We start from the raw sequence: 23740 nt of genomic DNA on the forward strand, positions 1-23740 counted from the left end.
GGGACCTATGCTCAGCAAAGATGAACTCGCCCGCACCGCGCGCCAACGCCTTCTCCCCGGATTCGGTGACGCGGCCCAGGAGCGCCTCAATGCCGCGCACGTGCTCGTCGTGGGCGCCGGTGGGCTGGGCTGCCCGGCCCTCCAGCAGCTGGCGGCGGCTGGCATCGGGCGAATCACGATTATTGATTCCGATACCGTCGATATCAGCAACCTGCACAGGCAGGTGCTGTTTGGTGTAGGGGACCTCGGCAAGCCCAAGGCCGAGGTAGCCGCCGCGCGCGCCCGCGAGCTTGCCCCCGAGCTCACCATCACCGCGCTTAAAGAACGCCTCGGCTCCTCCACCGTCCTCGACCTGTGTTCCGAGGCCGACCTCGTCCTCGACGGCTCAGATACCTTCGATACGAAGTATCTCGTCGCTGATGCCTGCGAGCTCACCTCTACCCCACTGGCCTGGGGAACCGTGCTGCGCTACGGCGGGCAAGCCGCGCTGTGGCACTCCGGGAATGCATGTGCTGACGGGCGCGGGGTGGGCTTTCGCGATCTCTTCCCCGCCCCGCCTAGTGGCGAGGCTCTCGAGTGCTCCACAGCGGGAGTCCTGGGGGCTACGACATCGGTCATCGCGGGGCTCATGGCCACCGCGGCGGTCGCCATACTCGGCGCACTCCCAGATCATCGGGACATGGTCGGGCGCGTAACCTCCTACGACGCGCTCCCCGGTAGCTTCCGCACACTGCGGGTGGGCGCCGATCCCGACCGCCCCCTCGTTACTGCCCTACCTGGCCGGCACACCCCGCCGCCGGAGCTTGTCACCGGCCGCGCTGCCCTCCTCGATATCTCCGAGGAGCCCAACTTTCCTTATGCCGCGGTGACACTGCCCTGGCATACCGTCACCGATGATGATTCCGTGCGCCGAGCACTATCCGCCTGCGCATCCGAACTAGTCTACGTGGCCTGCGCCTCCGGTGGGCGCAGCGCTGGCTTTGTCCTGCGCTACGCCGATCTCGCCGCGGGCATGGGCATCGAGTTGCGCAACCTGCCCGGTGGGCTCGCAGCACAAGATTTCTAGGCGCCAGCCACCGCCGGCGTGCGGAAGAGATGCTCGTCGAGGATGCGCGCCGTGCCGTGGTGACGAGCCCGGAAAATCACGCAGGAAGCCACCAGTGCCAGAGCGGTCACGATGAACAGCACCGCGATACCGGCCCAGAACGTCCCATCGTGGATGCCGTCGGTAGCGCGGGTAAAGGCGTTTTTCGCATAAGACATCGGGTGGAAAGGATGCAGCAAACTCAGCGGGCGCGGAATGGCCGCCACCGGCCACACACCGCCGAAGACCATGACGCCTAGGGCAAAGGCACCGACTGCGAAGACGGCACCAATCTTGCGGCCGAAGGTTACGAGGAAGAACTGGTAGGCCGCCGCACCCACGGCCGCGATGGCGGCGATGACTAACAACATCATCGGCCAGCTGGCAGGACTCCAGCCCATGGTGGAGGACATCAAACCCATAAAGGTCAAGATCAAGAAGTTCAGCCCCGCCACCACGCCGAAGGCCGCCAGAATGCCACGTACCGGGCTCGTGACTGACTCACCGCGACGGCCCAGGTAATACGGCAGCGTCATCGCCAGAAGCAGCATCACAAGGAAGCCGAAGACCAGAACGAAGAGCAAAGAGGCGCCGCCCGTAATGTTCTTCTCGGTCGGGTCAACCGGGCTGACCACCGTCTGTACGGGGTGAAGGTTGGAGGAGGTGAAGTTGATGGGCACGGCCATGTTCTGTGCGGACGTATCCGGCTGGCTAATGGAGGGGGCTTTGGCGGCACCGTCGGCAAGCTTGGTAGCCAACTCATTGGAGCCCGCCTTGAGCTGGTCCATGCCATCCTTCAGCTCCGTACCACCGGCTGCCAGCTGGCTCGTGCCGTCCTTCAACGTGCCGGTGCCCTCATGCAAGCGGGAAGCACCGTCCTGCAGCTGGGCGGCACCGTCGCCCAGCTCGCCAACACCCGCGCGCAACTGCTGCGAGCCATCGGACAAGCGGTGCGCACCGTCATTGAGGGCCATCATGCCGCCGAGGTACTCCGAGTTGGGATCGGACAGGTTGTAGTAGAGCTGACCGGTGCCGTCAGAGAGCTTTTCCAGTTGCGCCACCATGTTTCCACTGGCGGCCGGGTCGAGCTTGGACACCAGGGAATAGAGTTGGTCGGCTTGCTGGTGCATGCCGAGGCCCCGGAGGACGTCGACAAGCTGCAGCAGCGCCGGGGCTACGGCCTGCGCCTGCTTGAGCACCGGGATGAGCATGCCCGTCAGTTGGTTGACGCCGCCATCGATCTGGCCCGCGCCATCCGCTAGGCGGCCGGTTCCGGCGAGCAGTTTGGCGGAGCCGTTGGCAAGCTGCGCGGCGCCATCATCGAGCTGCGCGGCACCATCGCTGAGGCGCCCTACTCCGTCATTCAGGCGGTTCGTGCCGTCCAGCAGCTGGCCCGTACCGTTGTTGAGATCGCCCGCGCCGGCGTCCAACTTGGCGATTCCCTCGACCGCGCGCCCGCCGCCTTCCTGCAATTTGCCTGCACCCTCATCGAGACGGCCGGCGCCCTCGGCCGCGGTTCCCAGACCATCGCTGAGTTTATTCAGCCCCTCAATAACCTGGTCGGCGTATTTCTTGGAAATCGCATTCTCCACGCTGGTCTGCACCTGCGGGATGAGGCTGGAAGAAATCACCGAGCCATTCGTGCCGTAGTAGTCATTAGTGGCGAAGTGAATCTCCGGCTTGACCGGTTTATCGCTGATGATGGTGACGGCCTGCTCGGAGAAGTTCTTCGGGATGGTCACGACCATGAGGTATGTGCCCTTGAGCAGCCCCTCATCCCCGTCGCCCTTGCTGACTTCGGCAAAGTTCAGGTACTGCGTCTCCATTAGGCCTTCCACGACCTGATCGCCGTAGTTAGTGTAGGTGCCCTGCTTCTCGACGCCCGCGTCCTCATTCACCACCGCCAAATCAATGTTGCGCATGTACTTAGAGGGGTCCCACATGGCCCACATCATGGTGCCCGCGATGACGATGGGTGCTACGAGAAGGAAAACGATGAGCACGCGCGACAAGGTACTCGTGGGGCGCCAATCGAGGACGCGGTGCCACCCCATCGCCTCACTGTCGTGGCCTGCTGCGCTCCCCTTAGCTGCCTTGCCAGGCGAAGAAGCATTCTTCCGGCTTTCTTCCGTCTCACGGCGCATTCCCGCCTCCTCATGGTTTTAGCTCTGGCCCGCTTATAGCCTTCTGCCCAGGACTTTCAGAGGAAGTACAACGATAAGCGGGACCACTAGTTCATTTGTTTCACCAAACATACCACCTAATATGTTGACTCTGTAAACTTATGGCTATTCGTGTCATTGCACCCCATGCCGTTACTCCCGTGCGAGCTCCGAATCACGACCTGGTGACTGCGTTTGGCCGTGTGGGTGCTAGTTACTCCCGTGTGAGCTCCGAGTTACAAGGCACATGAACAGGGCGTTTCCCCCTCCGGTTGCGAGGCCTTAAGGCCTGTTTTAGGCTCTGTGCCCATGGGGGATATTGAGACCTACATCCGCCTTCGTAACTCGGGGATTGCGCTGGTGGAAGCAGCAACCAGCACACCCGAAAGCTTGCGCGCGCTGAGCGCCTCACGCGGCGATGCGGCAGAGCTGGCGTCACTTCATGCCATCTATTTCGGCGATACCCGCTTCACCGGCAAGCAGCGCACCGCCCGCCAAGCAGCCCGACGCCAAGGCCACGACCTGGCCACACTAAGCCTCATTGAGTCCTACGCCGCCAAACTGAAGAAGCAACTCGACGTCTGGAATGTGCGCGTAACACTTGCATCCACGCCTTCAGAACGGATTCCTTCAGTGGCGGCGGAACGTTTGAAAGAACTCAAACCGAAACGCGTGCCGTCGCCTGGGGTGCGCCTTACCTACCGCAAGAACGGCCCGCACTCACTCACGGTTACCGACTCCGCGCTGAACATCTCCACCATGCGCAGCACGCTGGAGTCCATTAACCCCACTGACCTCCTGGACGCCACCCGTCAAGTCTTCTTTAAAGAAGGTGTGGGCTCTCGGCCGGCGGTGGGAACGAACGTCGTGATAACACTCGATGAGCTCGACAAAATCGTCCGTCATGACGGCGATGACATCGAACTCGAGCTCACCAACGGCGGGCGCATGAGCGGCGCGGAGTTTCTCACCTACAAGTTCGCCGAAACTGGCTACGCCACACTGGTCCACCCCACTATCGGCCCGGTGTGGCTGCACCGTCTTTCGCGCTTTGCCAGCGTCGAGCAACGCATCATGGCCAGCGCGGAGCACCCCACCTGCGCGATCGAAGACTGCAATAAACCGGCGGACTACTGCCAGGTCCACCACATCATCCCTTGGCAGGCGGGCGGAGAAACCAACCCGCCCAACCTGACCATGTTGTGCGCTTATCACAACGGTATTAACGACGATGACCCCACCAGCCCAACCGGCCGAGGCTATGTCTTTCGGCTGAGAGGACCCGTTGACTATATCCCGCCCTGGGGAACACCGATTACCGGGCAGCCGGCCTACCAAGAAGCCATAAACCGGCAGGCCACGAGCCCGACGCGCACTCCTCCAGGCCAACCACCCGATCCGCCGGACCCACACCCATCACCACCCAGCACTGTGTCACCGCCCGGATAGTCTTCGCGGCAGCTTAGCCGCACACGTCCACACCCCGAACCGGCTCCCCACCAGCACGGAATGTCCTCTTAACACGGCGGACTCAGCCCTGCGCCACGCGGAAACCTCAGCTTTCTTGAGGCCTTCCGAGTCTTTGGCGATCGCTCCATCCCACGGGCGTGTCCAATGCACCGTCCGTGCAGAACAGCCCGCCGAAAAACTCACAAACTCCCAACCGTTTGAACGGTCAGGGGTTTGTGGCGCGTGACTAGATGAGCTTTAAAAGCCAGCTTTCTTGAGGGCATCGGCCATCGAGCCACCGCCGCCGCGGTCCGCGCGGCCACGCCCTCCGTTGCGCCGGTCGGAACGGCCGCCTCGCCCCTCGGAACGCCCGCCGCCGTTGCGGCGCTTGGGGGCGGGCTGGCCGGGTTCGTCGTCAAGCCGCAGCGACAAACCAATGCGCTGGCGCTCCACGTCGACCTCCATGACCTTGACCTTCACCACTTGGCCCGAACGGACCACATCATGCGGGTCAGAGACGAACTTGTGGCTCATCGCGGACACATGCACAAGCCCGTCCTGGTGCACGCCAACGTCGATGAAGGCACCAAAGGCCGCAACGTTGGTCACGGTGCCCTCCAGAATCATGCCCGGTTTCAAGTCCGAGACCTTGTCTACGCCTTCCTTGAAGGTAGCCGTCTTGAATTCTGGGCGCGGGTCGCGGCCAGGTTTGTCCAGCTCCGCAATGATATCCGTCACCGTCGGCACACCGAAGGTATCGTCAGCAAAGTCCGCCGGCGACAGCTTCGTCAACACGCGCGAATTGCCGATGAGCTCCGAAACCCCCAGCCCGGTCTTCTCCGCGATGCGCGCCACCACCGGGTAAGCCTCCGGGTGCACGGCCGAGGCATCGAGCGGGTCCTTACCTCCATTGATGCGCAAGAAGCCAGCCGCCTGTTCGAAGGCCTTCGGCCCCAAGCGCGGCACCTTCTTCAGCTCCTTGCGTGAAGCAAACGTGCCATTCTCATCGCGATAGGCCACGATGTTGGCCGCAATCGTGGAGTTCACTCCGGCCACGCGCTCCAGCAACGGAGCCGAGGCGGTATTAAGGTCCACGCCGACGCCATTCACGGCATCCTCCACCACACCATCGAGGGTGCGGGCGAGCGCGACCTGGTTGACATCGTGCTGATACTGCCCCACGCCGATGGCCTTCGGGTCAATCTTCACCAGCTCCGCCAGCGGGTCCTGCAGGCGGCGCGCGATGGACACCGCGCCGCGCAGGGAGACGTCCATGTCGGGGAATTCATCGGCCGCCAGCTGCGAAGCCGAATACACCGATGCACCGGCTTCCGAGACCACGACCGGGTTCGGCCGCTTCCCACCCGCCTGCGCGATGAGGTCCGCGACTTCACCGGCGAGCTTCTCCGTCTCACGCGAAGCGGTGCCATTACCAATCGCCATGAGGTCCACCGAATGAGCCGCGCTTAACGACGCCAACTCCCTCACCGCCTCAGCCCACTTCTGCTGCGGCTGGTGCGGGTAGACGATGGTGGTGGCAAGGACCTTGCCCGTCGGGTCGACGACCGCGCACTTGACGCCATTACGGTAACCCGGGTCCAAGCCCAGCGTCGCGCGCTGGCCCGCCGGGGCGGCCAGCAGAACATCGCGCAAGTTGGTAGCGAAGACCTTGAGCGCTCCTTCCTCGGCCTTCTCCTTGAGACGCATGCGCACGTCGAGGCCCGAGGAGATGGAGAGTTTGGTGCGCCAGCCCCAGTGGACGGCGTCGGCAAGCCAGCGTGAGGTGGCAACGTCCAAGTCGAAGCGCTCCGCAATCATGCCCTCATACATGGCGTCATCGCCGGCATCGAGGTTGAGCTGCAGCACGCCTTCGTTCTCACCACGCAACAGCGCCAGGATGCGGTGCGAGGGAAGCTTGTCGAAAGGCTCAGAGAACTCGAAGTAGTCCTTGAACTTCGCGCCCTCGGTTTCCTTGCCTTCCACCACACCGGCATTCATGGAACCGCTGGTGTACATGCGCTCGCGCACTTCGCCGACGAGGTCCGCGTCCAGTGCAAAACGGTCCACCAAGATAGCGCGAGCACCCTCGAGGGCTTTCTTCGCTTCCTCGAAGCCTTCAGTGAGGTACTCCCCTGCCAGCTCGGCCGGATCCGCCGAAGGATTCTCAATGAGTTTGTCCGTCAGCGGCTCAAGTCCTGCCTCGCGCGCGGTATCCGCCTTGGTCTTGCGGCGCTTCTTATACGGCAGGTACAGATCCTCTAGGCGCGCCTTGGTTTCGCAGCCTTGAATGAGGGCACGCAACTCGTCGGTCAGCTTGCCTTGCTCCTCAATCGCGGCGAGCACCGTTTCCTTGCGCTCCTCCAGTTCCCGCAGGTAGGTCGAGCGTTCCTCGATGATACGCAGCTGCGAGTCATCCAGCCCGCCGGTGGCTTCCTTGCGGTAACGGGCGATGAACGGAACGGTGTTACCCTCCGCCATGAGCTTGAGGGCGGCTTCGACAAACTGCTCTTTGACGCCCAGCTCTCCAGCGATGGTGGCTGCGATATTCACAAAACCTCTTTATGGGTCGGGGACTTAAGACCTTCTCACCCTATACCCCGCCCTGCCACGCGCAGGAAGTGCCCAGCCCAAACTCGGTGTGACCAATCTCTGAGGTCCCGTACCACAATGTGTGCGGCGGCAAACACTCCGCGACGGCCGCGGTGACCTTCGTCAGCGGTAAATCTGAAGAGCCGTTGACGATGACCCTCCACACGTGCTCACCCACCGGTGGCTGACCGTGCTTATCCATGTACTCGTTGACCAGAATGTTGTCGGGTTCGCAGGTAAATGACACGACCTCGGCGTTGATGTCCTGTGGCTCGACTCCGCCTTCACGCAAACGCTGCGGCATATTTTCGAGGACCTTGTTCCATTCAGCTTCGGTCATAAGTATTGACAAGTCAGTGCTCACGTCCATCTCAATCCTCCTTTAAGGTTTCCAGGTAGGCGCGATCGGCGTCACTTAGCTCCGCTGCATCCAGCAACTCTGGGCGGCGCTGCCACGTCCGCGCCAGCGACTGCTCGCGGCGCCACCGGTCCACACGGGCGTGGTCACCGGAGGTCAGCACGTCCGGAACCTGAAGGCCGCGCCACTCGCGCGGCTTGGTGTAGCTGGGCCCCTCCAGCAGGCCATCGGAGAAGGAGTCCTCCTCGTGCGAGCGCCGGTTCCCCAACACCCCGGGGATAAGGCGTACCACAGCTTCAGCAATGACCAGCACGGCTACCTCGCCGCCGATGAGCACGTAATCGCCGATGGACACCTCGCGCACGCGGTAGCGCTGCGCGGCATCCTCGACGACGCGCTGATCGATGCCCTCGTAGCGCCCACACGCAAAGACAATGTGTTCCTCGTTAGACCAGGCTTGCGCGTCGGCCTGAGTAAAGGGCGTTCCGGCAGGTGTCGGCACGATGAGCAGCGGCTTATCCGAACCCTCGCTTTCACCATAGGAGCGCGCCTCGACGCCATGGATATCGTCGTGGCGCGGCTTGCTCAGGTGCGGCAGCGCGCTTTGGAGGTCCTGGGTGGAGGCGGTGCCGGAGGAGACGGCGTCAAGCGCGGGCCCCCACACCTCAGGCTTCATCACCATGCCGGGGCCGCCCCCATAAGGGGAATCGTCAACGGATTTATGCACGTCGGTGGCCCACTGGCGCAGGTCATGCACGCCCACCGCGAGCTTGCCCTGCTCGATGGCCTTGCCCAGCAATGCATGGCGCAGCGGGTCGAGATACTCCGGAAAAATGGTGAGAACGTCAATCCTCATAGGTCGAGCAACCCTTCCGGCGGGGTGATGGTGCAGGTCCCCGCCTCCAGATCGATCTCCGGCACGATCTCCTCCACGAAGGGCACGAGCGCTTCTTTGCCTTCGGTGAGCGTGACTTCCAGGAGGGACTGCGTCGGTCCGTGCGTCACGCCGGTCACCTCGCCCACGTCTTTGCCATCAAGGAGGACGCGCAGGCCTTCCAACTCGTGGTCATAGAAGCCGTCGTCTTCTGGGTCATCCAGAGGTTCGGCGAAGAACTGGGTGCCACGCAGGGAATCCGCGGCCGTGCGGTCCGGGATTTCCTTAAACGTGATGAGCAGACGGCCCTTATGGGATCGCACCGCTGCAATGGTGAGCTCATGTTCCTTCTTACCTTGCTTACCGTGAAGGACCTCGCCGACGGCGAATCGGGTCTCAGGGGAATCGGTGGTCACCTCGACGGAGACCTCGCCTTTAATGCCGTGGGATTTCACCACGCGACCAATGAGTAGTTCCATGCCTGCTAGCTTAACGGGCTACGCTGGGGCGGCATGACTGAGCTTCCCATCAATGATGCAACCACCTTTGGCGACGCCTCCCACAACAGCGCCGCCCTCGCAACGCTGAATCTGCTCGATGAGGCCCCCGAGCCGCACCCCACACGCCCCAGACCAGCCGTTAAGAGGGTCCTCAGTGCCGACGGCGCAAACCTCATCCTCTTTTCATTCCTGCCGGGACAAGACCTACCTGATCACAAGGCCGCACACCCCATCACCGTGCAGGTGCTCCGGGGATCGGTGATTTTTAGTTGCGAGGAACAGGATGAGGTGCTCGCTCCCGGACGCATAGTGCACCTTCCGGCGTACGTGCCGCATGCGGTGACATGTAGCGAGGAACCTGCACTCATGCTGCTCACCATGTTGACACCACACACTAGCGCGAATGTATAGACTTTTAGTACTATTCTTATAGTGTGAGTAGTTCGAAGCCGTATCACCATGGAAATTTGCATGAAGAGATCCTCCAGGAGGCCATCAAGCTTGGCCGGGAGGGAGGACCGGAGTCGGTGACGATTCGCGCCGCAACGCGCGCGGTCGGTGTCTCCCCTACTGCCGCCTACCGCCACTTCAAGGATCAAGCCGCGCTTCTCGATGCCGTCGCGGACGTCGCCACCTACGAACTCATTACCAAGCTCAGCGAGGCCTTCGAAGAGACGGAAGGCACCATCGTCGACAAGATGATGGCGGCTGGTTTTGCCTACTACCACTACGCCTTGGAGGAGCAGAACTTCTTCGAGTGCATGATGGCCACGAGCGGTTTTGATATTCCAGCTGGACTCGCGGCCGCGGCCGAGGGCCCCGGCGAGGACCTACGCGTGCAGGCCACATTCAATTTCTACGGCTACATGGAGCAGTATGCGCGCTCCATCGGACAGGAACCCAGTAAGCAACACATGATGCAGAATTGCCTGGCCGGCTGGTCCACTGTGCACGGTTTCACAGTCTTGTGCCTCAGCGGTCATTTGAGGTCGCTACCGGAGGAAAAGGTGGAAACCTTGGCGCAATCGGTCATAGCCTCCGCTGTCCGCGGCTTGGACTTCGACAATCCCCTGGAAGCGCACCACCCCGGGCGATCCTAAGCACTAAAAATCCCCGCGACCGACAGGTCAGCGGGGATAATCTTTTAGCCGAGTAGAAATTACTCTGCGGACTCCTCAGCCTCAGCGGAGTCGGCCTCTTCAGCCTTAGCGGCCTCTTCCTCGGCCTTAGCAGCCTCAGCGGCAGCGGCTTCCTCAGCAGCCTTCTCGGCGGCAGCCTTAGCCTCAGCCTCTTCCTTGGCCTTGCGCTTCTTCTCGGTGATGGCCTCGATGGTCGGGCCGTTGTTGGCCTCAGCCAGAGCAGCGTTGAAGAGGTCCAGCTTGGACGGCTTCTCCTCAGCAACCTTCAGGGTACCCTCTGCGCCCGGCAGACCCTTGAACTTCTGCCAGTCACCGGTCACCTTGAGCAGTGCGAGAACCGGCTCGGTCGGCTGCGCGCCGACACCCAGCCAGTACTGAGCGCGCTCGGAATCGATCTGGATCAGGGACGGCTCCTGCTTCGGCTGGTAGATACCGATGTTTTCGATAGCCTTGCCGGAGCGACGGGTGCGTGCATCAGCGACGATAACGCGGTACTCAGCGTTGCGGATCTTGCCCATACGCTGCAGCTTGATCTTAACGGCCATGATTGGCTCCTTTTCTAGTCACCGGGCAGTTCAGACACGCGCCGCTTGGTGGCGCGCCGGTTCAACCCTTGGATTTATCCTGCGCGTGACGTGCCGGCCGTCCGTAGGCGGTACCGGCGTTACGCAGAGATGAAGTTTTATGTGTCCTCCACGCTGTGCGTGAACAACCCCACCAACTTTAGCGGAACCCACACAAGATAGGAAATCCCCCTTAGCTCTTGCAGAGTTAGGCCTTACCCCGCGAAGGGGGTAGTCTGTAATGCGGTTATTTCGACGCCACACACTCCTCTTTTTATGAATAAACAAGCCCCCTCTACATTCCGCTACCGTTACGACCTTGACGGCCTCCGCGGCATCGCGATCGCCTTGGTTGTTCTGTACCACGTCTTCGTTGGTCGTGTCTCAGGTGGCGTCGATGTCTTCCTCCTGCTTTCCGGATACTTCTTCTTAGGCTCGCAGCTGCGCTATGCCGCACGGCCGAATGCCTCCTTGAACCCGTGGTGGCCCATCTGGCGCACGCTCCGCCGGCTGGTGCCTTCCCTCGTGCTCGTCATCGGCGTGAGCTATGTGCTTGTCCGGCTCTTCGCCCCGAAGCTTTTAAACACGGAGCTCACCAAGCAGATCACTGCGACGGTCTTCTACTACCAGAACTGGGAATTAGCACGGCAGAACGCTGACTACGCCGCCGCTTCAGCAACTACGTCACCACTGCAGCACATGTGGTCCATGGCTGTGCAGGGCCAGTTCTACCTGCTGGGTATCTTCTTCGCTCTCGGCCTGGCCGCTTTCATGCGCCTGCGCCCCAAGAACACGGGCCTACGAGAACAGCGTTTCTCTTCCATTAATTCCATCGCGGGCCCGATCCTCCTCGTAGTCACCGTCGTTTCTTTTGCCTATGCATCCCGCGACGGCCTCTTTGGCACCCCGGAAAACTACTATTCCACATGGTCGCGCGCCTGGGAGCTAACTTTGGGCGCGGTGCTCGTCATCTATGGTTCGCACCTGCGCATGCCGCAGCGCCTGTCCAACCTCGCCACGGCTCTCGGCTTGGCGGCTCTGGCTGGTACCGGCCTGCTTATTTCCGATAGCTTGGCCTTCCCTGGGCCGCTGTCTCTTCTGCCCATCGGCGGTGCAGTACTCATCATCATTGGTTCCGGCGGGTCTTTCTCACGGGTGCTCACCACCCGGGTTTCTCGCTGGCTCGGTGATATCGCCTACCCGCTCTACCTGTGGCATTGGCCGCTGCTCATCATTTCCATCGCCGCCCTCGGCCTTGACACCCCTCCGTGGTGGCTCGGGGCCATCATCATCGTGGTGTCGCTGGGCTTGGCGGACCTGACGCATCGTTTCGTCGAGAAGCCCCTGCGCCAGCACCGCAAACGCCCGCTTGCCGACGACCTCCCCGTCCACCGCGGCCTCGCCGACCTTCGCACTCGCACCGGCGCTCTGCGGGGCGTTGGCGGAGTCCTCGTTGCCGCCTGCACCGTTGCGCTCGTGGCCGTTCAACCGCTGTGGCTGCGCAGCCTGCAGGAAGCGAACCACGAAATGCTCGACCCGAAGCTCTACCCAGGAGCGACGACCTTCGTCGAGAACATCACGCCGCCTGAGAACGTAGAGATCAAGCCTGACCCGATTCTCGCGCGCGGCATTCAGCCGCCAGTCGCCGACAACTGGTGCTTCATCCCGGAGCAAGAGCCAACGGACTACTTCATCGAGACCCAGAAGGACGGCGTGACGCCGTGCATCTTCGGTGATGTCAACTCCGATGTCGAGGTCTACCTGGTGGGCGGTTCGCACGCGGAGCAGTATTCTTCGGCCTTGGATCACTTGGGCCGCGAGATGGGTTTCAAGCTGGTTCCGCTCACCCGCGTGGGTTGCCCCATCGAGCTCGGCGATGAGCTGAGTGTGAAGCCTTCCTGTGCCGAGTGGAGCAAGGAAGTGGTCAAGCGCATTATCGATGCGGACCCGGCCCTCGTGGTCTCTAATTCAACGCGCCCCGGCCAACCCTTGGGTCACGGCCCAGACGCCGTCCCACCTGGCTATAAGGCCTTCTGGGACGAGTTGGCCAAGCACGATATTCCCTTCTTGGGTTTCCGTGATAACCCGTGGGGATTCGATGAGCACGGCAATGGCCTCCAGTTTGATGAGTGCTACGTAGCCACCCAGGATTCTCTCGGCTGCGGCATGCGCTTCGAAGAGGTCTACGCTCCCTATGACCCCGGCGCCGAAGTCCTCTCCCAGTACAAGAACATGCTGGCCGTGGACACCTCGACGTGGTTCTGCGATGCCAACGGCGATTGCCCGGTCATCATCGGCAATATCATGGTGTACCGCGATATGCACCACTTCACCAAGGCCTTCGCGGATTCGGCCGTCCCGCTCATCCGTGAAGCCATCACCCCCTTCCTCAAGGGCGAGACGGTGCAGCAGCAGCCCCCGCAGATCCCGACGGACAGCCCCATAGTGCCTCAGTCCGCTGAGACGCCTCCGACCACACCCGCGGATCCTATCCCCTATCCTGCATATCCGGCAGATAAAGCCATTTAAAACGACAAAGGCCGGCGCTTTTTAGCGCCGGCCCTTATTAACGAAGAATGCTGCTGCATTCTTCGTTATTTCTTTTTGCCCTGCCCAAAGTCCAGGTTGTTGAGATCGATATTCTCCATGCCCTTCGGCATCTTGATATCTCCCAGCCCGGGCATGCCGCCGCCGAGCTGTTCCTGCATCTTCTGCAGTTCTTGCATCGACGGCATTCCGCCGCCCATCCCCGGCATACCGCCGCCACCACGACGCTTCGGCGGCTTGCGCTTGCCGTTCTTGCCCTTGCGGCCCTTCGGCTTCTTCTTGGTAGCGGAACGCCCACCGCCCATGCCTGGCATGCCAAAACGGCCGGCCATCTGCGACATCATCTTCTTGGCTTCGGTGAAGCGCTCAATGAGCTGGTTGACGTCAGACACGCTCACGCCAGAACCGAGGGCAATGCGCTTACGACGTGAAGCGTTGAGAATCTTCGGGTTTTCCCGCTCCTCCGGCGTCATACCGCGGATAATGGCTTGGATGCGGTCAAGCTGCTTTTCGTCGACCATATCGGCGATCTGGTTCATCTTGTTGCCGCCGGGCATCATCTTGAGCAGGTTGCCCATCGGGCCCAGGTTGCGCACCATGAGCATCATGTCCAAGAAGTCATTGAGCGTCATCTCGCCGGAGCCCATCTTCTTGGCGGCTTCCTCCGCCTTAGACTGATCCAGCTTGGATTCCGCCTGCTCAATAAGTGTCAGCAGGTCACCCATGCCCAGAATGCGCGAGGACATGCGCTCCGGGTGGAAGACATCGAAATCCTCGAGTTTCTCACCGGTGGAGGCGAACATGATGGGCTTGCCCGTGACCTCACGAATGGACAGTGCCGCACCACCGCGGGCGTCACCGTCCAGCTTGGTCAGGACGACACCGGTGAAGTCCACGCCATCGCGGAAGGCCTCGGCGGTCTGCACGGCGTCTTGACCGATCATCGAGTCAATGACGAAGAGGACTTCGTCCGGATTGACGGCATCGCGGATGTTGCGCGCCTGCGTCATCAGGGTCTCATCGATGCCGAGACGGCCGGCGGTATCGATGATGACGATATCGTGCTGGGTGCGCTTGGCCTCTTCGATACCGCGCTTGGCGACGTCCACCGGATCCCCATGGGAGGTTCCCATCTCATGCTCGTGGGAATCCAGGGAGGTACCCGGATCCGGAGCGTAGACATCGACTCCCGCGCGCTCGCCAACGATCTGCAGCTGCTGCACCGCGCCCGGGCGCTGAAGGTCACAGGCCACCAGCATCGGGGTGTGTCCCTTGGAGGCCAGATGCTTAGAAAGCTTGCCTGCCAAGGTGGTCTTACCAGCACCCTGGAGGCCGGCGAGCATGATGACCGTCGGCGGGTTCTTCGCCAGGTTTAGGCGGCGGGTCTCGCCGCCGAGAATCTCGATGAGCTCCTCGTTGACGATCTTGACTACCTGCTGCGCCGGGTTCAGTGCCTCGGAAACCTCGGCGCCTGCCGCGCGTTCCTTAATGCGCTTAATAAAGCCGCGCACGACGTTGAGCGAGACGTCCGCCTCCAGCAACGCCAGACGGATTTCGCGTGCTGTGGCATTGATGTCCGCCTCGGTCAGCTTGCCCTTGCCGCGCAGGCCGGACAGGGCTGATTGCAAGCGGTCAGACAAAGACTCAAACACGTTAAAAGTGCTCCCTCAACTATCGTGGATAAATTTATAACTTCCCCAGCTTAGCCGTTGACCAGTGCTTGGGTCACATTCCGGACTAGCGTAGCGCGGGGGATGTCGCCAAGCGGCACAGCGTGAAGCACCATCGTGGCACCCGGCGTGGTGGTGGATAGCCACTCGCACTCCGGAAGCAGCGCGAGCACGTGGCCGAGGGTACCTGGGTAGTCATCGATGCGAACCTCGAAGACTCCCCCAGTCCACATCGCCGTCGCCGGTCCCGGTACGAAATCAGGCAGCACGGTATAGGTCCCTGATTTATAGGACTGCACGAGGCGCTCCTCTACCGTCGCGAGGTCAATGGCACCGTGAAGAGCGCGAATATCAAACTCACCGGCGTAGCCCTCCTCAGTGCGCACGAGGCGCGAGGAGAGGATGTTCCAGCCCAACGCGGCGATAAGTGCCAACGCACGCACGGCCTCCCTCTGATAGCTGCCGCGCCACAGGACGGTAAAGCTGTCATCCTCGGGGTTGTGGCGCAGTCCAATGTCGCGGTCGGCAGCCACCAGAGGCCGAACTGGATGCAGAGCTTCTAGCTGTGCAAAAGCGCGGCCGCTGACCGCATCGATTCCTTTCTCCAGCCTGCGGTTCCACACGCCGGGACCGGTGGATTCAGCATCGGTGCGGGCGAGTACGACGAGGAGCGCTAGAGTCAGGTAGTCATAGCGCACGGCTTCGAGGAGCTCGTCACGGGCTTCATCGGATACAGGATCGGTACGGGAGACGATGCGCGCCAGAGTGGTGTGCTCAGCGACCACGGTTTGCACGCGGGAGCGATCCGCCAGGTCGAGGCCAAGCTTGGCCGCGGCACGCGCCACCATCTCCGCCCCCACCAGCTCGTGCGGGCGACCATATCCTTTCCCGATATCGTGGTAGAGCCCCACCAAGAGCAGCAGATCGGGCCTCGCTACGGAAGTGCGTGCTTCTGCACAGCGCGCGACGGTAAGGATGGAATGGTAGTCCACGGTATGAGCGTGCGTGCGCTCGCGCGGCAGCAGCCCTCGGATGTGTTCCCACTCTGGGACGAGCCGCTCCCACAAGCCGTGAGCATCCATCTCCTGAATGAGGCGCGGGGTATTGAGCGGCGAGGACAATAAACTAAAGAATGCATCCGTCACAGCGGCGGGCCAGCGTTCGGGCAGCTCCGGTAACTCGCGCAGCTGCTCCCAGACATGGGGCGGAACGCTTCTGCCCGAGCGTGCTGCGGCGGCGGCCACGCGCAAGAGCAGCCACGGCTCATCCAAGTCCGCGGTACGAGCGAGACGGATCTCGCCTCCGGCATCAACCACCCCAATATCGAGGGGCTTACGTGTGCGGTTGTGGCTGCGTTTGGATACGACTCCCCGGGCAGTCGCCAATGCCCTCTCCACGGCTCTATCTACCGCGGTAGCCGCGGTGACCACGGCCGCGGACAAGTCATAGCGGTCGGCGAAACCAAGCTCGTGGGCGATCTCCGCGGCGAACTCAGGGTCGAGAACATCGCGGTGCCGCCGGGCGGTGACGTGAAGGAGCGTGCGGACGTCGAGAAGCAAGGCCTGCTCCTCCTCAAGTGCTGGGGCATCCGCGAGGTTGCCAAGGGCGAGCGCCCGCAGGAATTGGATATCGCGCAGGCCGCCGCGCCCATTTTTAATATCCGGATGGGTCATCGTGGCCAGGGTGCCAGAACGGCGCCAGCGAGTAATGGCGAGGTCGACGAAAGCGTCGAAGTTGCTCTGCAGTAGGCGGCGCCACGAGGCATAGACCTGGGCGCGGGTGGAGTCCACGAGCTGCTTGTCGCCGGCAACGAAGGCCAGATCCAGCTGCGCGAAGCCGGCGGCGGGATCGGAACCAGCGATAGCGCCAAATTCGCTGGGGGTCCGCACCGCATAATCGAGCCGGTATTTGGCATCCCAGATGGGGTACCAGATTTCAGCGACCACATCTTCGGGCAGCTCCGTATCATCCGGGTGAAGGAGGATGAGGTCAAGATCCGAAAAAGGGGTCATCGCCCGGCGGGCGAAAGAACCCGTAGCGGCAAGCGCACAGCCGGACGGAAGCTGCAGAGACTGCGTGAGCTCTATCGCCGAGGTATAGGCGTCCTCACGCAGTTGAGCGGCCGTAGACACTTCTACAGGGCTGCCTCGCCGCGCTCGCCGGTGCGCACGCGGATGACATCCTCAACAGGAGTAATCCAGATCTTGCCGTCACCGATCTTTCCGGTATAGGCGGCGTCAACGATGGCAGAAAGGATATCCTCCACCTGCTCGTCGGAAGTGACTACCTCCAGCTTGACCTTGGGCACGAAGTCGGTGGCATACTCGGCGCCACGGTAGACCTCGCTGTGGCCGCGCTGCTGGCCGAAACCCTGGGTCTCGGTCACGGTCAGGCCGTGCACGTCGTGCTGCTCCAAGGCCTCACGGATGTCCGGCAGCGTGAACGGTTTGACGATGGCAGTGATGAGCTTCATCTGTTACTCCTTAGCTCCGGCGGTGTCGACCCGCGGCTGGACGGTTGGTGCAGGATTCATCCTAGCGTCGTGGGTGTGGCGGCGGTGCGAAGCCCCATGCGCCATAGACGAACTTCCAAAGTTCGCGCTAAACCTCCTCCTCAGAGGCCTCAACGGTCTGTGCACTCTTGCGCATACGCTTGGCGTACTTCACATCAGTGACGGTCACACCGTAGATGGAGCGTCCCATGTAGAAGGAGCCCACCGAGGCGATGATCCACACGCCGAAACACGCGATCATGACCTTGATCAGCGACCACAGGGAAAACCCGTTCTCGGCAAAATCCACGACTACCTTCGCCACAAGCAGCAGCGGGACGGCCAAGCCGACCGTCGGCCCCAACAGGTTAACGCGGGTCAATGCATCAGGCGCACGCCACAAGGCAATAGCGGTCGCAATGACCAAGACCGTGGCCACGACCAACAGAATCGAGGCGATAATCTCCGGGATAGTCATGGTCTTACCTCCTGCCCTTCGAGATGATGCGGGCCATCGACAACGTCGGCAGCACGCCGGCCGCAATAGCCGCGAGCATGGCGATGTCATAGACGATGGACGCGTGATTAGTCATGGACCACGAAATATACATGCACAACATGCCGTAGAAGACCATGTCACTCATCACGGTGCGGGTGAGCTCATCACGGGAGCGCAAGGCCAAAACCAACGCCGCGCACACCGATGCGCCGATGAGGAAAATACAGACAAAGACTACCCATTGAAAGGCGCTCATCGAGGAAAAATCAATCATTTCTTATCATCCTTTCGGGCATCCTTGTTCTGCGCAACCTGGCGCAGGGGCCACACGGAATACTTCTCCACATCGTGCGCGGCAAGCGGGGTATCGTCCGCCTTCGCGATATCGGGTGCGCGCATATGGCGGCCCAGTGTATCCAGCGGATACTCGTAGAACGTAGAGGCGAGCTCCTTGGTGGGACCCTGCCCAGGAACGCCATAGTCAATGCCTTTCACCCGTGGCGCGAGGCGCTCCTCCATATCCGCCAGATCTTCCATAATGCTGGCTGGGTCATCCCCCATGACCGCTTGAACCAGCACGATACGCGGCAGGCCTTCTGCAATCGGCTCGCGCAAGCCCAAGGACAAGGTACCTGGGGTTGCGGTAATGGACGAGGTGAACCAGAAGATCTCCCACGCGCCGGTCACGCGCAAGGGGTACCGCACCACTACCGGGCGGTAGCTATTCTGCGGCTTGAAGGATTCTGCGGCGAGCGAGAAACCCGCGACAAAGATTTCCTTGATCAGCCATAGCGCGTAGACAACGGCATGCACTGCAGTCTTCATTTAACGGCCCTCCTGAAGGGAGTCGATGTCGGGTAAGGCTACGGGGTCGTCGCCAAGCACTGCGTCTGCATAAGCCTCCGTATCCAACAAGTCCGCTGAGGCTTCCATCGTGACGCTGATGACCGGACCGGAGAGAATGAACATGGTCAGCGAACCCAGGATCAACGCTGCCGAGGGCGCCATCAGCTTCTTACGGATCACCAGCTCATCGGGCACCTTCTCCTTGGGCAAATCCTTGCCCCAGAAAACGCGGCGCCACACGCGCAGCATGGCCAGGAACGCGGCGAAGGAGGCGATGATAATCACCGCGATGACGGTCCATGCCCATGCCCCGCCGGTGCGCGCGACTTCCGCGACGATGAGAACTTTGCCCCACATGCCGGAGAAGGGCGGGAAGCCCACGACGGAGAAGGCACCTGCGGCGAAGATCCACGCGATGATGGGATCACGGCGCGCCAAGCCAGAAAGCTTGTTGAGCCTGCCCGTACCGTACGTCTCCTCGATAGCACCAGAAGCCAAGATGAGGGAGCCTACCGTGAGCATGTGGTGAATCGTGTACAGGATTCCGGCGGCCAGCGCGCGCTGGGCATCGTGGGTGGTGAAGGCCATCATCACCAGGATGAAGGGCATACCGTTGAGCATCTGGTAGCCCAGCACGCGGCGGATGGAGTTCTCAGCCAAACCACCGAAGGAGCCCACCACCATGGAGATGATCATGATGACGATGATGAGCGTTCCCCAGCGCTGGTCCATATCGAACAGCTGCACCCACAGGCGGTAGAGCATGTACACCGCCACCTTGGTGTGCAGGCCGGAGAACAAGCCCATGACGGCAGCCGACGTGCCCGGGTAGGTACGCGGCAGCCAGGATTGCACGGGGAACACGCCAGCCTTCGCGGCGATGGCGATAACGATGATGCCGGAAGCTACCGTCACCGGACCGTTACCGGCGGCAGCACCTGTCAGCGCCGCGAGGTTAACTACGCCAGCCACCGAGTAGATATAGCCCACGCCAACCACCAAAAGCGTGGAGGCGAACAAGTTCACCAACACGAAGGCGCGGCCGGCAGCCAAGCGTGACCAGGTACCGGACATGGTGATGAGGCCATAGGAGGGCAGCAGCATGACCTCGATGAACACGAAGAAGTTAAAGAGATCAGCGGTGAGCAGGGCGCCGCACACGCCGGTGATCAAGATAAGCGTCAGCGATGGGTAGTAGCGCGACTTGGTCTCACCGCCCACGATGGCGAACCAGTTGGCGCCGAAGGCCACGATCATCGTCGTGATGAGCATCAGTGCTGAGAAGGTATCGGCCGCGAAGGCAATACCTGCGTTGCCCACGTAGTTGCCCACGCTGTGCGCCACCACACCGTTGTTCATGGTGTAAAGCAACAGTGCAAAGGAAGCGAAGATACCCACGCCCGGAACGATGAGCATGATGGCATCGCGCACGCGGTGCCATGGCGCAAGAAGCGCCAGCGCCGCCGATACGAGGGGAACCGCCGGGAAGAGCGGGAGGAGGGCGCTTACGGTGTCATACATCTAGTTGTCCTCCTCTTGTTCGAGTTCTTTCAAACGGTCCATCTTGTTGGCCGAGCGCTCCAGAATCTCCCGGTTCTGGGTGTCTCGTCCCAGCGTGGAGAAAGCGTGGTCAATGGTGTTGTCATCCACCGGCTCAACGACGTCCGTGTCGTCGTTCGCGCCCATCGCCGCCATGGTCAGCAGAATGGTCGAAGTAGCCATGGAAATCACCACGGCGGTCAGCACAAAGGCCTGCGGCAGCGGGTCCGCCATCTGGTCCATGCCCACCTGCGATGGAAAGGACTCTCCGCGATAGGAGTACACGCCGGTGGCCAAGAGCATGAGGTTAGCTCCGTGGCCGAAGGCCATCATGCCCAGCACGATGTGCACGAGGCCGCGCTGCTGGATGAGGTAGACGGCGCTACCGATGAGCAAAGCAATGGTCAGTGCGAGGATCATGAGTTCTTCTCCTCTTTAGCCGGAGTGTAGTGAGGCGAGGACGCGCGGCGGCGTGCCTCGGAGTCATTGAGCAGCGCCAGTGGGTCCGAAGACGGGTTGATGGATTCGGGGTACGGGTCGTCGACATCCTCCAGCACCACGCGCGGGGTATTCGGCAACGCGGAATCATCATCGTGGACCCACGGCAAGAAGTCCCGCTCAGTGCCTGGACGCAGGTAGCCACCCAAAGCATTGATGGCCATGGTGAGCATGCCCAGCACCGCGAGGTAGATGCCCAGGTCGAAGATGAGCGACGTCGTCCAGTGCTGCCCCAGGGCGTGGCCATGGATGGCAGTGAGGAAACCACCGGAGCTATGCGACGTCGGGATGTAGCCGATGAAGCCAGCCACCAGCGCCACAATGATGCCCACGCCGGTGAGGTGAATCGGGGTCATGCGACCAAAGACAATCTCATCGGTACCGCGCGAGAGGTAGGTCAAGCCGATGGCCGCACCCATGATGAGTGCCGCCGGGAAGCCGCCGCCGGAAGCCTGGTGGCCGCGGTAGAAAACGATGAAGGACATGACCACCAAGATCGGGATGGCCACAGCAATACCCTTGCGCAGCGGCACCGAGTTGAGCTGCGACTGGCCGAACGGAGCCGGGCGTGTGCCGGAGGTGAACGGGAAGCGCGGCAGCGTCGAGGTGACCGCAGCGATAACCACAGCGGCCATGCCCAGCACTGACAGCTCGCCCAGGGTATCGAGTGCACGGAACTCCACGATGATGGTGGCCACTACGTTGTCGCCACCAGTAATATCCGGAGCGTTGTTGAGGTACCACATGGCCAGGTCCGAGCGTTCGTGGCGCCCCATCAGTGCCCACACGCCCAGGAATGCGGTGAGCCCGGCGAGCACGGCTACGACGATGGAGCCCACCTTGCGGTTGGTGTCCTGCACGGGGTGGAATTTCTCCGGCAGGTAGCGCAGGACCATCATCATGACGATGACGGACAGCGCCTCCACCGTGAACTGGGTCAGGGCCACGTCGGGTGCGCCGAGAAGGAACATCTGTAAAGTCACGCCGGTTCCCGCGGTACCAATCATTACTGCACCCGTGAGGCGGTTCCGTGTACGCACCAAACCAAACATGGACAGCGCCACGATACCCAGCGGCAGCAGGTCCCACGGATTATCAAGGCCGTCCACACGCGGGTTGAGAGCCACACCATCGACACCCGTGGACACCAGAGCGGAGCCCGCAAGGATGATGACTAGGAGGATGATCGGCAGGATCAGCTTCGACGGGTTGTGGGTATCGGACATGCGGCCAACGAAACGGCCGAAGGCTGCGCACACGTCCTGAATCCACTTCAGGATTTGGTTACCGGTGCGCGGTAGGAGCTGGCGCTCCTCCATCGCGGTCCACAGCGGCCCGCGGAAGAACAACGCGATGATGCCAGCGATAAGCACCACCACAGAAATAAGCAGCGGGACGTTCAGGCCGTGCCACAGCGCGAGGTGGGAATGGCCCTCCATGCCGATGGCCGCCACGATGTTATCGAGCGGCTTATCGAGCGCTCCCATGACGAAGATAATTGGCACCGACATCACACCGGGCAGCGCCGCGGGCAGCCACAGCCTCACCGGCGCCTCATGAACATGCGACATGTTGCGCGGGCCATCGAAGAAGGCACCGAAGACGATCTTGGCGGAGTAGGTAAACGTGAAGAACGCACCCACACCGGCGATGATGAGCAGCAGCACCTGGCCAGTTGAACCGATTGGAGCTTCCTCGAAGGCGGTGAGCATTCCTTCCTTCGACACGAAGCCGAACAGCGGCGGGACCGCCGCCATGGAGGCGGCACCAATGAGCATGGAGCCAAAGGTCCACGGCATCTTGTTCCACAACACACCGAGGCGGCGGATATCGCGGGAACCGGCCTCGTGGTCGATGACGCCAATGAGCATGAAGATGGAGGACTTAAACAGCGCGTGCGCCAGCGTGTGCACGAGCGCCGCCGCGATGGCGAAGGGGGTGCCAACGCCAATCGTGGCCACAATCCATCCCAGGTGGGACACGGTGGAATAAGCGGTCAGCTTCTTCAGGTCCGTCTTCTGCACGGCAAAGACCGCCGACATCACGGCGGTACCCATACCGGCGACGATAAGCAGCCAGTTCCACGCCGCAACATCATGGAAGATGGTGGAGAAACGAATCAACAAGTAAACGCCGGCCTTAACCACTGCTGCCGCATGCAGGAAGGCCGAGACCGGCGTGGCAGCCGCCATGGCCTCCGGCAGCCAGAAGTGGAAGGGGAACTGCGCGGACTTGGTAAACGCCGAGACCGCTATGAGAATGGCAACCCCGGTGGTTAAGCCCGGGCGCTCAGCCCACACATCAGAGGCCAAGATACCCTCAAGGTTCGTCGTCCCCGCAGCCGTTGCGGCAATCGCCACGCCCGTGAGCAAGGTAAGGCCGCCGATGAAGGTGAGGATCAGCGTGCGCTGCGAACCGGCCTCGCCGGACTTACCGCTGCGCGCGATGAGCATGAAGGACGCCAGCGATACCAGCTCCCACGCCAGGAAGAGCACGACGACGTCGTTAGCGAGCACGAGCAGGAGAATCGACAGTGTAAACGCGGTCATCAGGACATAAAAACTGACGTTTCCTTTTCCTTTAGGCAGGTAGGCAGCGGAATAGGTAAAAACCACCGCGCCGATGACGAGAGCCAGCATTGCGAAGAAGATGCCCAGCGCATCGCCGCGGAAGGCGAGGTTGACGTCGACGCCTGGCGTGATGACATCACGCACCCACGTCACGGAATAGGACAGTTCTTCGCCACGGGCCAGTGCCGGAAATTCTTTAGCCAACAGTGCCGCGGCGATAATAAAAATGCCGGCTAGCGGGTAGCCGGCTGCGCGATCAGCAACCTTGACGGCTACTGGTGCTAGCGCCACTGCGACAGCTGCGAGGAGGACGACATACAAGAGTGTCACGAAAGAGTAGCCTCACGAACCGTTGTTAGGGC

The 23740-nt window shown here is 61.7% G+C and carries 20 protein-coding genes; 5 read left to right on the forward strand and 15 right to left on the reverse strand.

Annotated elements, in window-relative coordinates; all coding sequences use genetic code 11:
- Nucleotides 1-7 precede the first annotated feature (7 nt).
- Nucleotides 8-1066, forward strand: a complete 1059-nt coding sequence (locus tag HMPREF2943_RS09450; RefSeq protein ID WP_070711423.1) for a ThiF family adenylyltransferase — start codon at nt 8-10, stop codon at nt 1064-1066.
- On the opposite strand, the gene HMPREF2943_RS09455 is transcribed toward HMPREF2943_RS09450, so the two are convergent.
- Nucleotides 1063-3228 (reverse strand): YhgE/Pip domain-containing protein, encoded by a 2166-nt coding sequence (locus HMPREF2943_RS09455; RefSeq protein ID WP_070711424.1) that lies wholly within the window; start codon nt 3226-3228, stop codon nt 1063-1065. The two genes, HMPREF2943_RS09450 and HMPREF2943_RS09455, sit on opposite strands and share 4 nt — an antisense overlap.
- A 327-nt stretch (nt 3229-3555) precedes the next feature.
- Here HMPREF2943_RS09455 and HMPREF2943_RS09460 point away from each other — a divergent pair, with 327 nt between their 5' ends.
- Entirely contained in the window at nt 3556-4695 is a 1140-nt protein-coding gene (locus HMPREF2943_RS09460) for an HNH endonuclease signature motif containing protein (protein WP_070711425.1), read from the forward strand.
- Nucleotides 4696-4953: 258 nt separating this feature from the next.
- On the opposite strand, the gene HMPREF2943_RS09465 is transcribed toward HMPREF2943_RS09460, so the two are convergent.
- From HMPREF2943_RS09465 to rimM, 4 genes are read right to left on the reverse strand one after another with little or no spacing between them, the layout of a single operon-like run.
- Nucleotides 4954-7245, reverse strand: coding sequence for a Tex family protein (locus HMPREF2943_RS09465; RefSeq protein ID WP_070711426.1), 2292 nt, complete (start codon nt 7243-7245; stop codon nt 4954-4956).
- A gap of 40 nt (nt 7246-7285) precedes the next feature.
- On the reverse strand, nt 7286-7654 hold the full coding sequence (locus HMPREF2943_RS09470) for a hypothetical protein (RefSeq protein WP_070711427.1): 369 nt from the start codon (nt 7652-7654) through the stop codon (nt 7286-7288).
- Between the two features lies 1 nt (nt 7655).
- Nucleotides 7656-8498 (reverse strand): tRNA (guanosine(37)-N1)-methyltransferase TrmD, encoded by an 843-nt coding sequence (trmD, locus tag HMPREF2943_RS09475; RefSeq protein WP_070711428.1) that lies wholly within the window; start codon nt 8496-8498, stop codon nt 7656-7658.
- The gene (gene rimM / locus HMPREF2943_RS09480) at nt 8495-8995 is read right to left on the reverse strand and encodes a ribosome maturation factor RimM (protein ID WP_070711429.1); all 501 of its coding nucleotides are present in this window, start codon (nt 8993-8995) and stop codon (nt 8495-8497) included. The genes trmD and rimM overlap by 4 nt, the downstream gene beginning before the upstream one ends.
- A gap of 33 nt (nt 8996-9028) precedes the next feature.
- Here rimM and HMPREF2943_RS09485 point away from each other — a divergent pair, with 33 nt between their 5' ends.
- Both HMPREF2943_RS09485 and HMPREF2943_RS09490 read left to right on the forward strand, forming a co-directional pair.
- The gene (locus HMPREF2943_RS09485; protein WP_070445506.1) at nt 9029-9427 is read left to right on the forward strand and encodes a cupin domain-containing protein; all 399 of its coding nucleotides are present in this window, start codon (nt 9029-9031) and stop codon (nt 9425-9427) included.
- A gap of 23 nt (nt 9428-9450) precedes the next feature.
- Nucleotides 9451-10116, forward strand: a complete 666-nt coding sequence (locus tag HMPREF2943_RS09490; protein WP_070711430.1) for a TetR/AcrR family transcriptional regulator — start codon at nt 9451-9453, stop codon at nt 10114-10116.
- Between the two features lie 59 nt (nt 10117-10175).
- Here the strand turns inward: HMPREF2943_RS09490 and rpsP are convergent, their stop codons facing one another.
- Entirely contained in the window at nt 10176-10700 is a 525-nt protein-coding gene (rpsP, locus tag HMPREF2943_RS09495; RefSeq protein ID WP_070445501.1) for a 30S ribosomal protein S16, read from the reverse strand.
- Between the two features lie 294 nt (nt 10701-10994).
- Between rpsP and HMPREF2943_RS09500 the strand changes: the two genes are divergently transcribed.
- Nucleotides 10995-13247, forward strand: coding sequence for an acyltransferase family protein (locus tag HMPREF2943_RS09500; RefSeq protein WP_070711431.1), 2253 nt, complete (start codon nt 10995-10997; stop codon nt 13245-13247).
- Nucleotides 13248-13312: 65 nt separating this feature from the next.
- Here HMPREF2943_RS09500 and ffh read toward each other — a convergent pair whose 3' ends face one another.
- The 9 genes from ffh to HMPREF2943_RS09545 form a co-directional block, all read right to left on the reverse strand.
- Nucleotides 13313-14917, reverse strand: a complete 1605-nt coding sequence (ffh, locus tag HMPREF2943_RS09505) for a signal recognition particle protein (protein ID WP_070445495.1) — start codon at nt 14915-14917, stop codon at nt 13313-13315.
- 50 nt (nt 14918-14967) lie between these two features.
- Nucleotides 14968-17067 carry a [protein-PII] uridylyltransferase gene (locus tag HMPREF2943_RS09510; protein WP_070711432.1) on the reverse strand — a complete coding sequence of 700 codons (2100 nt, stop codon included), beginning with the start codon at nt 17065-17067 and terminating at the stop codon, nt 14968-14970.
- A gap of 2 nt (nt 17068-17069) precedes the next feature.
- Nucleotides 17070-17408, reverse strand: a complete 339-nt coding sequence (locus tag HMPREF2943_RS09515) for a P-II family nitrogen regulator (RefSeq protein ID WP_070445489.1) — start codon at nt 17406-17408, stop codon at nt 17070-17072.
- 127 nt (nt 17409-17535) lie between these two features.
- On the reverse strand, nt 17536-17904 hold the full coding sequence (locus HMPREF2943_RS09520) for a Na+/H+ antiporter subunit G (protein WP_070445486.1): 369 nt from the start codon (nt 17902-17904) through the stop codon (nt 17536-17538).
- 4 nt (nt 17905-17908) lie between these two features.
- A complete protein-coding gene (locus HMPREF2943_RS09525) occupies nt 17909-18199 on the reverse strand; it encodes a cation:proton antiporter (protein WP_070445483.1) in 291 nt (96 codons plus the stop codon).
- Nucleotides 18196-18750 carry a monovalent cation/H+ antiporter subunit E gene (locus tag HMPREF2943_RS09530; RefSeq protein ID WP_070445479.1) on the reverse strand — a complete coding sequence of 185 codons (555 nt, stop codon included), beginning with the start codon at nt 18748-18750 and terminating at the stop codon, nt 18196-18198. Before HMPREF2943_RS09530 ends, HMPREF2943_RS09525 begins: the two co-directional genes overlap by 4 nt.
- Nucleotides 18751-20292 (reverse strand): monovalent cation/H+ antiporter subunit D family protein, encoded by a 1542-nt coding sequence (locus HMPREF2943_RS09535; RefSeq protein WP_070711433.1) that lies wholly within the window; start codon nt 20290-20292, stop codon nt 18751-18753.
- The gene (locus HMPREF2943_RS09540; protein ID WP_010190439.1) at nt 20293-20730 is read right to left on the reverse strand and encodes a cation:proton antiporter subunit C; all 438 of its coding nucleotides are present in this window, start codon (nt 20728-20730) and stop codon (nt 20293-20295) included.
- A complete protein-coding gene (locus HMPREF2943_RS09545; protein WP_070711434.1) occupies nt 20727-23708 on the reverse strand; it encodes a DUF4040 family protein in 2982 nt (993 codons plus the stop codon). The genes HMPREF2943_RS09540 and HMPREF2943_RS09545 overlap by 4 nt, the downstream gene beginning before the upstream one ends.
- Between the last annotated feature and the right edge of the window lie 32 nt (nt 23709-23740).

Source organism: Corynebacterium sp. HMSC072D12 (genome assembly GCF_001813925.1).
Taxonomy (GTDB): domain Bacteria; phylum Actinomycetota; class Actinomycetes; order Mycobacteriales; family Mycobacteriaceae; genus Corynebacterium; species Corynebacterium aurimucosum.

Bases quoted from the DNA above. Each gene is read 5' to 3' on its own strand.
- HMPREF2943_RS09450 (WP_070711423.1), top strand. From the start codon at position 8: ATGCTCAGCAAAGATGAACTCGCCCGCACCGCGCGCCAACGCCTTCTC.
- HMPREF2943_RS09455 (WP_070711424.1), bottom strand. From the start codon at position 3,228: ATGCGCCGTGAGACGGAAGAAAGCCGGAAGAATGCTTCTTCGCCTGGC.
- HMPREF2943_RS09460 (WP_070711425.1), top strand. From the start codon at position 3,556: ATGGGGGATATTGAGACCTACATCCGCCTTCGTAACTCGGGGATTGCG.
- HMPREF2943_RS09470 (WP_070711427.1), bottom strand. From the start codon at position 7,654: ATGGACGTGAGCACTGACTTGTCAATACTTATGACCGAAGCTGAATGG.
- trmD (WP_070711428.1), bottom strand. From the start codon at position 8,498: ATGAGGATTGACGTTCTCACCATTTTTCCGGAGTATCTCGACCCGCTG.
- rimM (WP_070711429.1), bottom strand. From the start codon at position 8,995: ATGGAACTACTCATTGGTCGCGTGGTGAAATCCCACGGCATTAAAGGC.
- HMPREF2943_RS09485 (WP_070445506.1), top strand. From the start codon at position 9,029: ATGACTGAGCTTCCCATCAATGATGCAACCACCTTTGGCGACGCCTCC.
- rpsP (WP_070445501.1), bottom strand. From the start codon at position 10,700: ATGGCCGTTAAGATCAAGCTGCAGCGTATGGGCAAGATCCGCAACGCT.
- HMPREF2943_RS09500 (WP_070711431.1), top strand. From the start codon at position 10,995: ATGAATAAACAAGCCCCCTCTACATTCCGCTACCGTTACGACCTTGAC.
- HMPREF2943_RS09515 (WP_070445489.1), bottom strand. From the start codon at position 17,408: ATGAAGCTCATCACTGCCATCGTCAAACCGTTCACGCTGCCGGACATC.
- HMPREF2943_RS09520 (WP_070445486.1), bottom strand. From the start codon at position 17,904: ATGACTATCCCGGAGATTATCGCCTCGATTCTGTTGGTCGTGGCCACG.
- HMPREF2943_RS09525 (WP_070445483.1), bottom strand. From the start codon at position 18,199: ATGATTGATTTTTCCTCGATGAGCGCCTTTCAATGGGTAGTCTTTGTC.
- HMPREF2943_RS09530 (WP_070445479.1), bottom strand. From the start codon at position 18,750: ATGAAGACTGCAGTGCATGCCGTTGTCTACGCGCTATGGCTGATCAAG.
- HMPREF2943_RS09535 (WP_070711433.1), bottom strand. From the start codon at position 20,292: ATGTATGACACCGTAAGCGCCCTCCTCCCGCTCTTCCCGGCGGTTCCC.
- HMPREF2943_RS09540 (WP_010190439.1), bottom strand. From the start codon at position 20,730: ATGATCCTCGCACTGACCATTGCTTTGCTCATCGGTAGCGCCGTCTAC.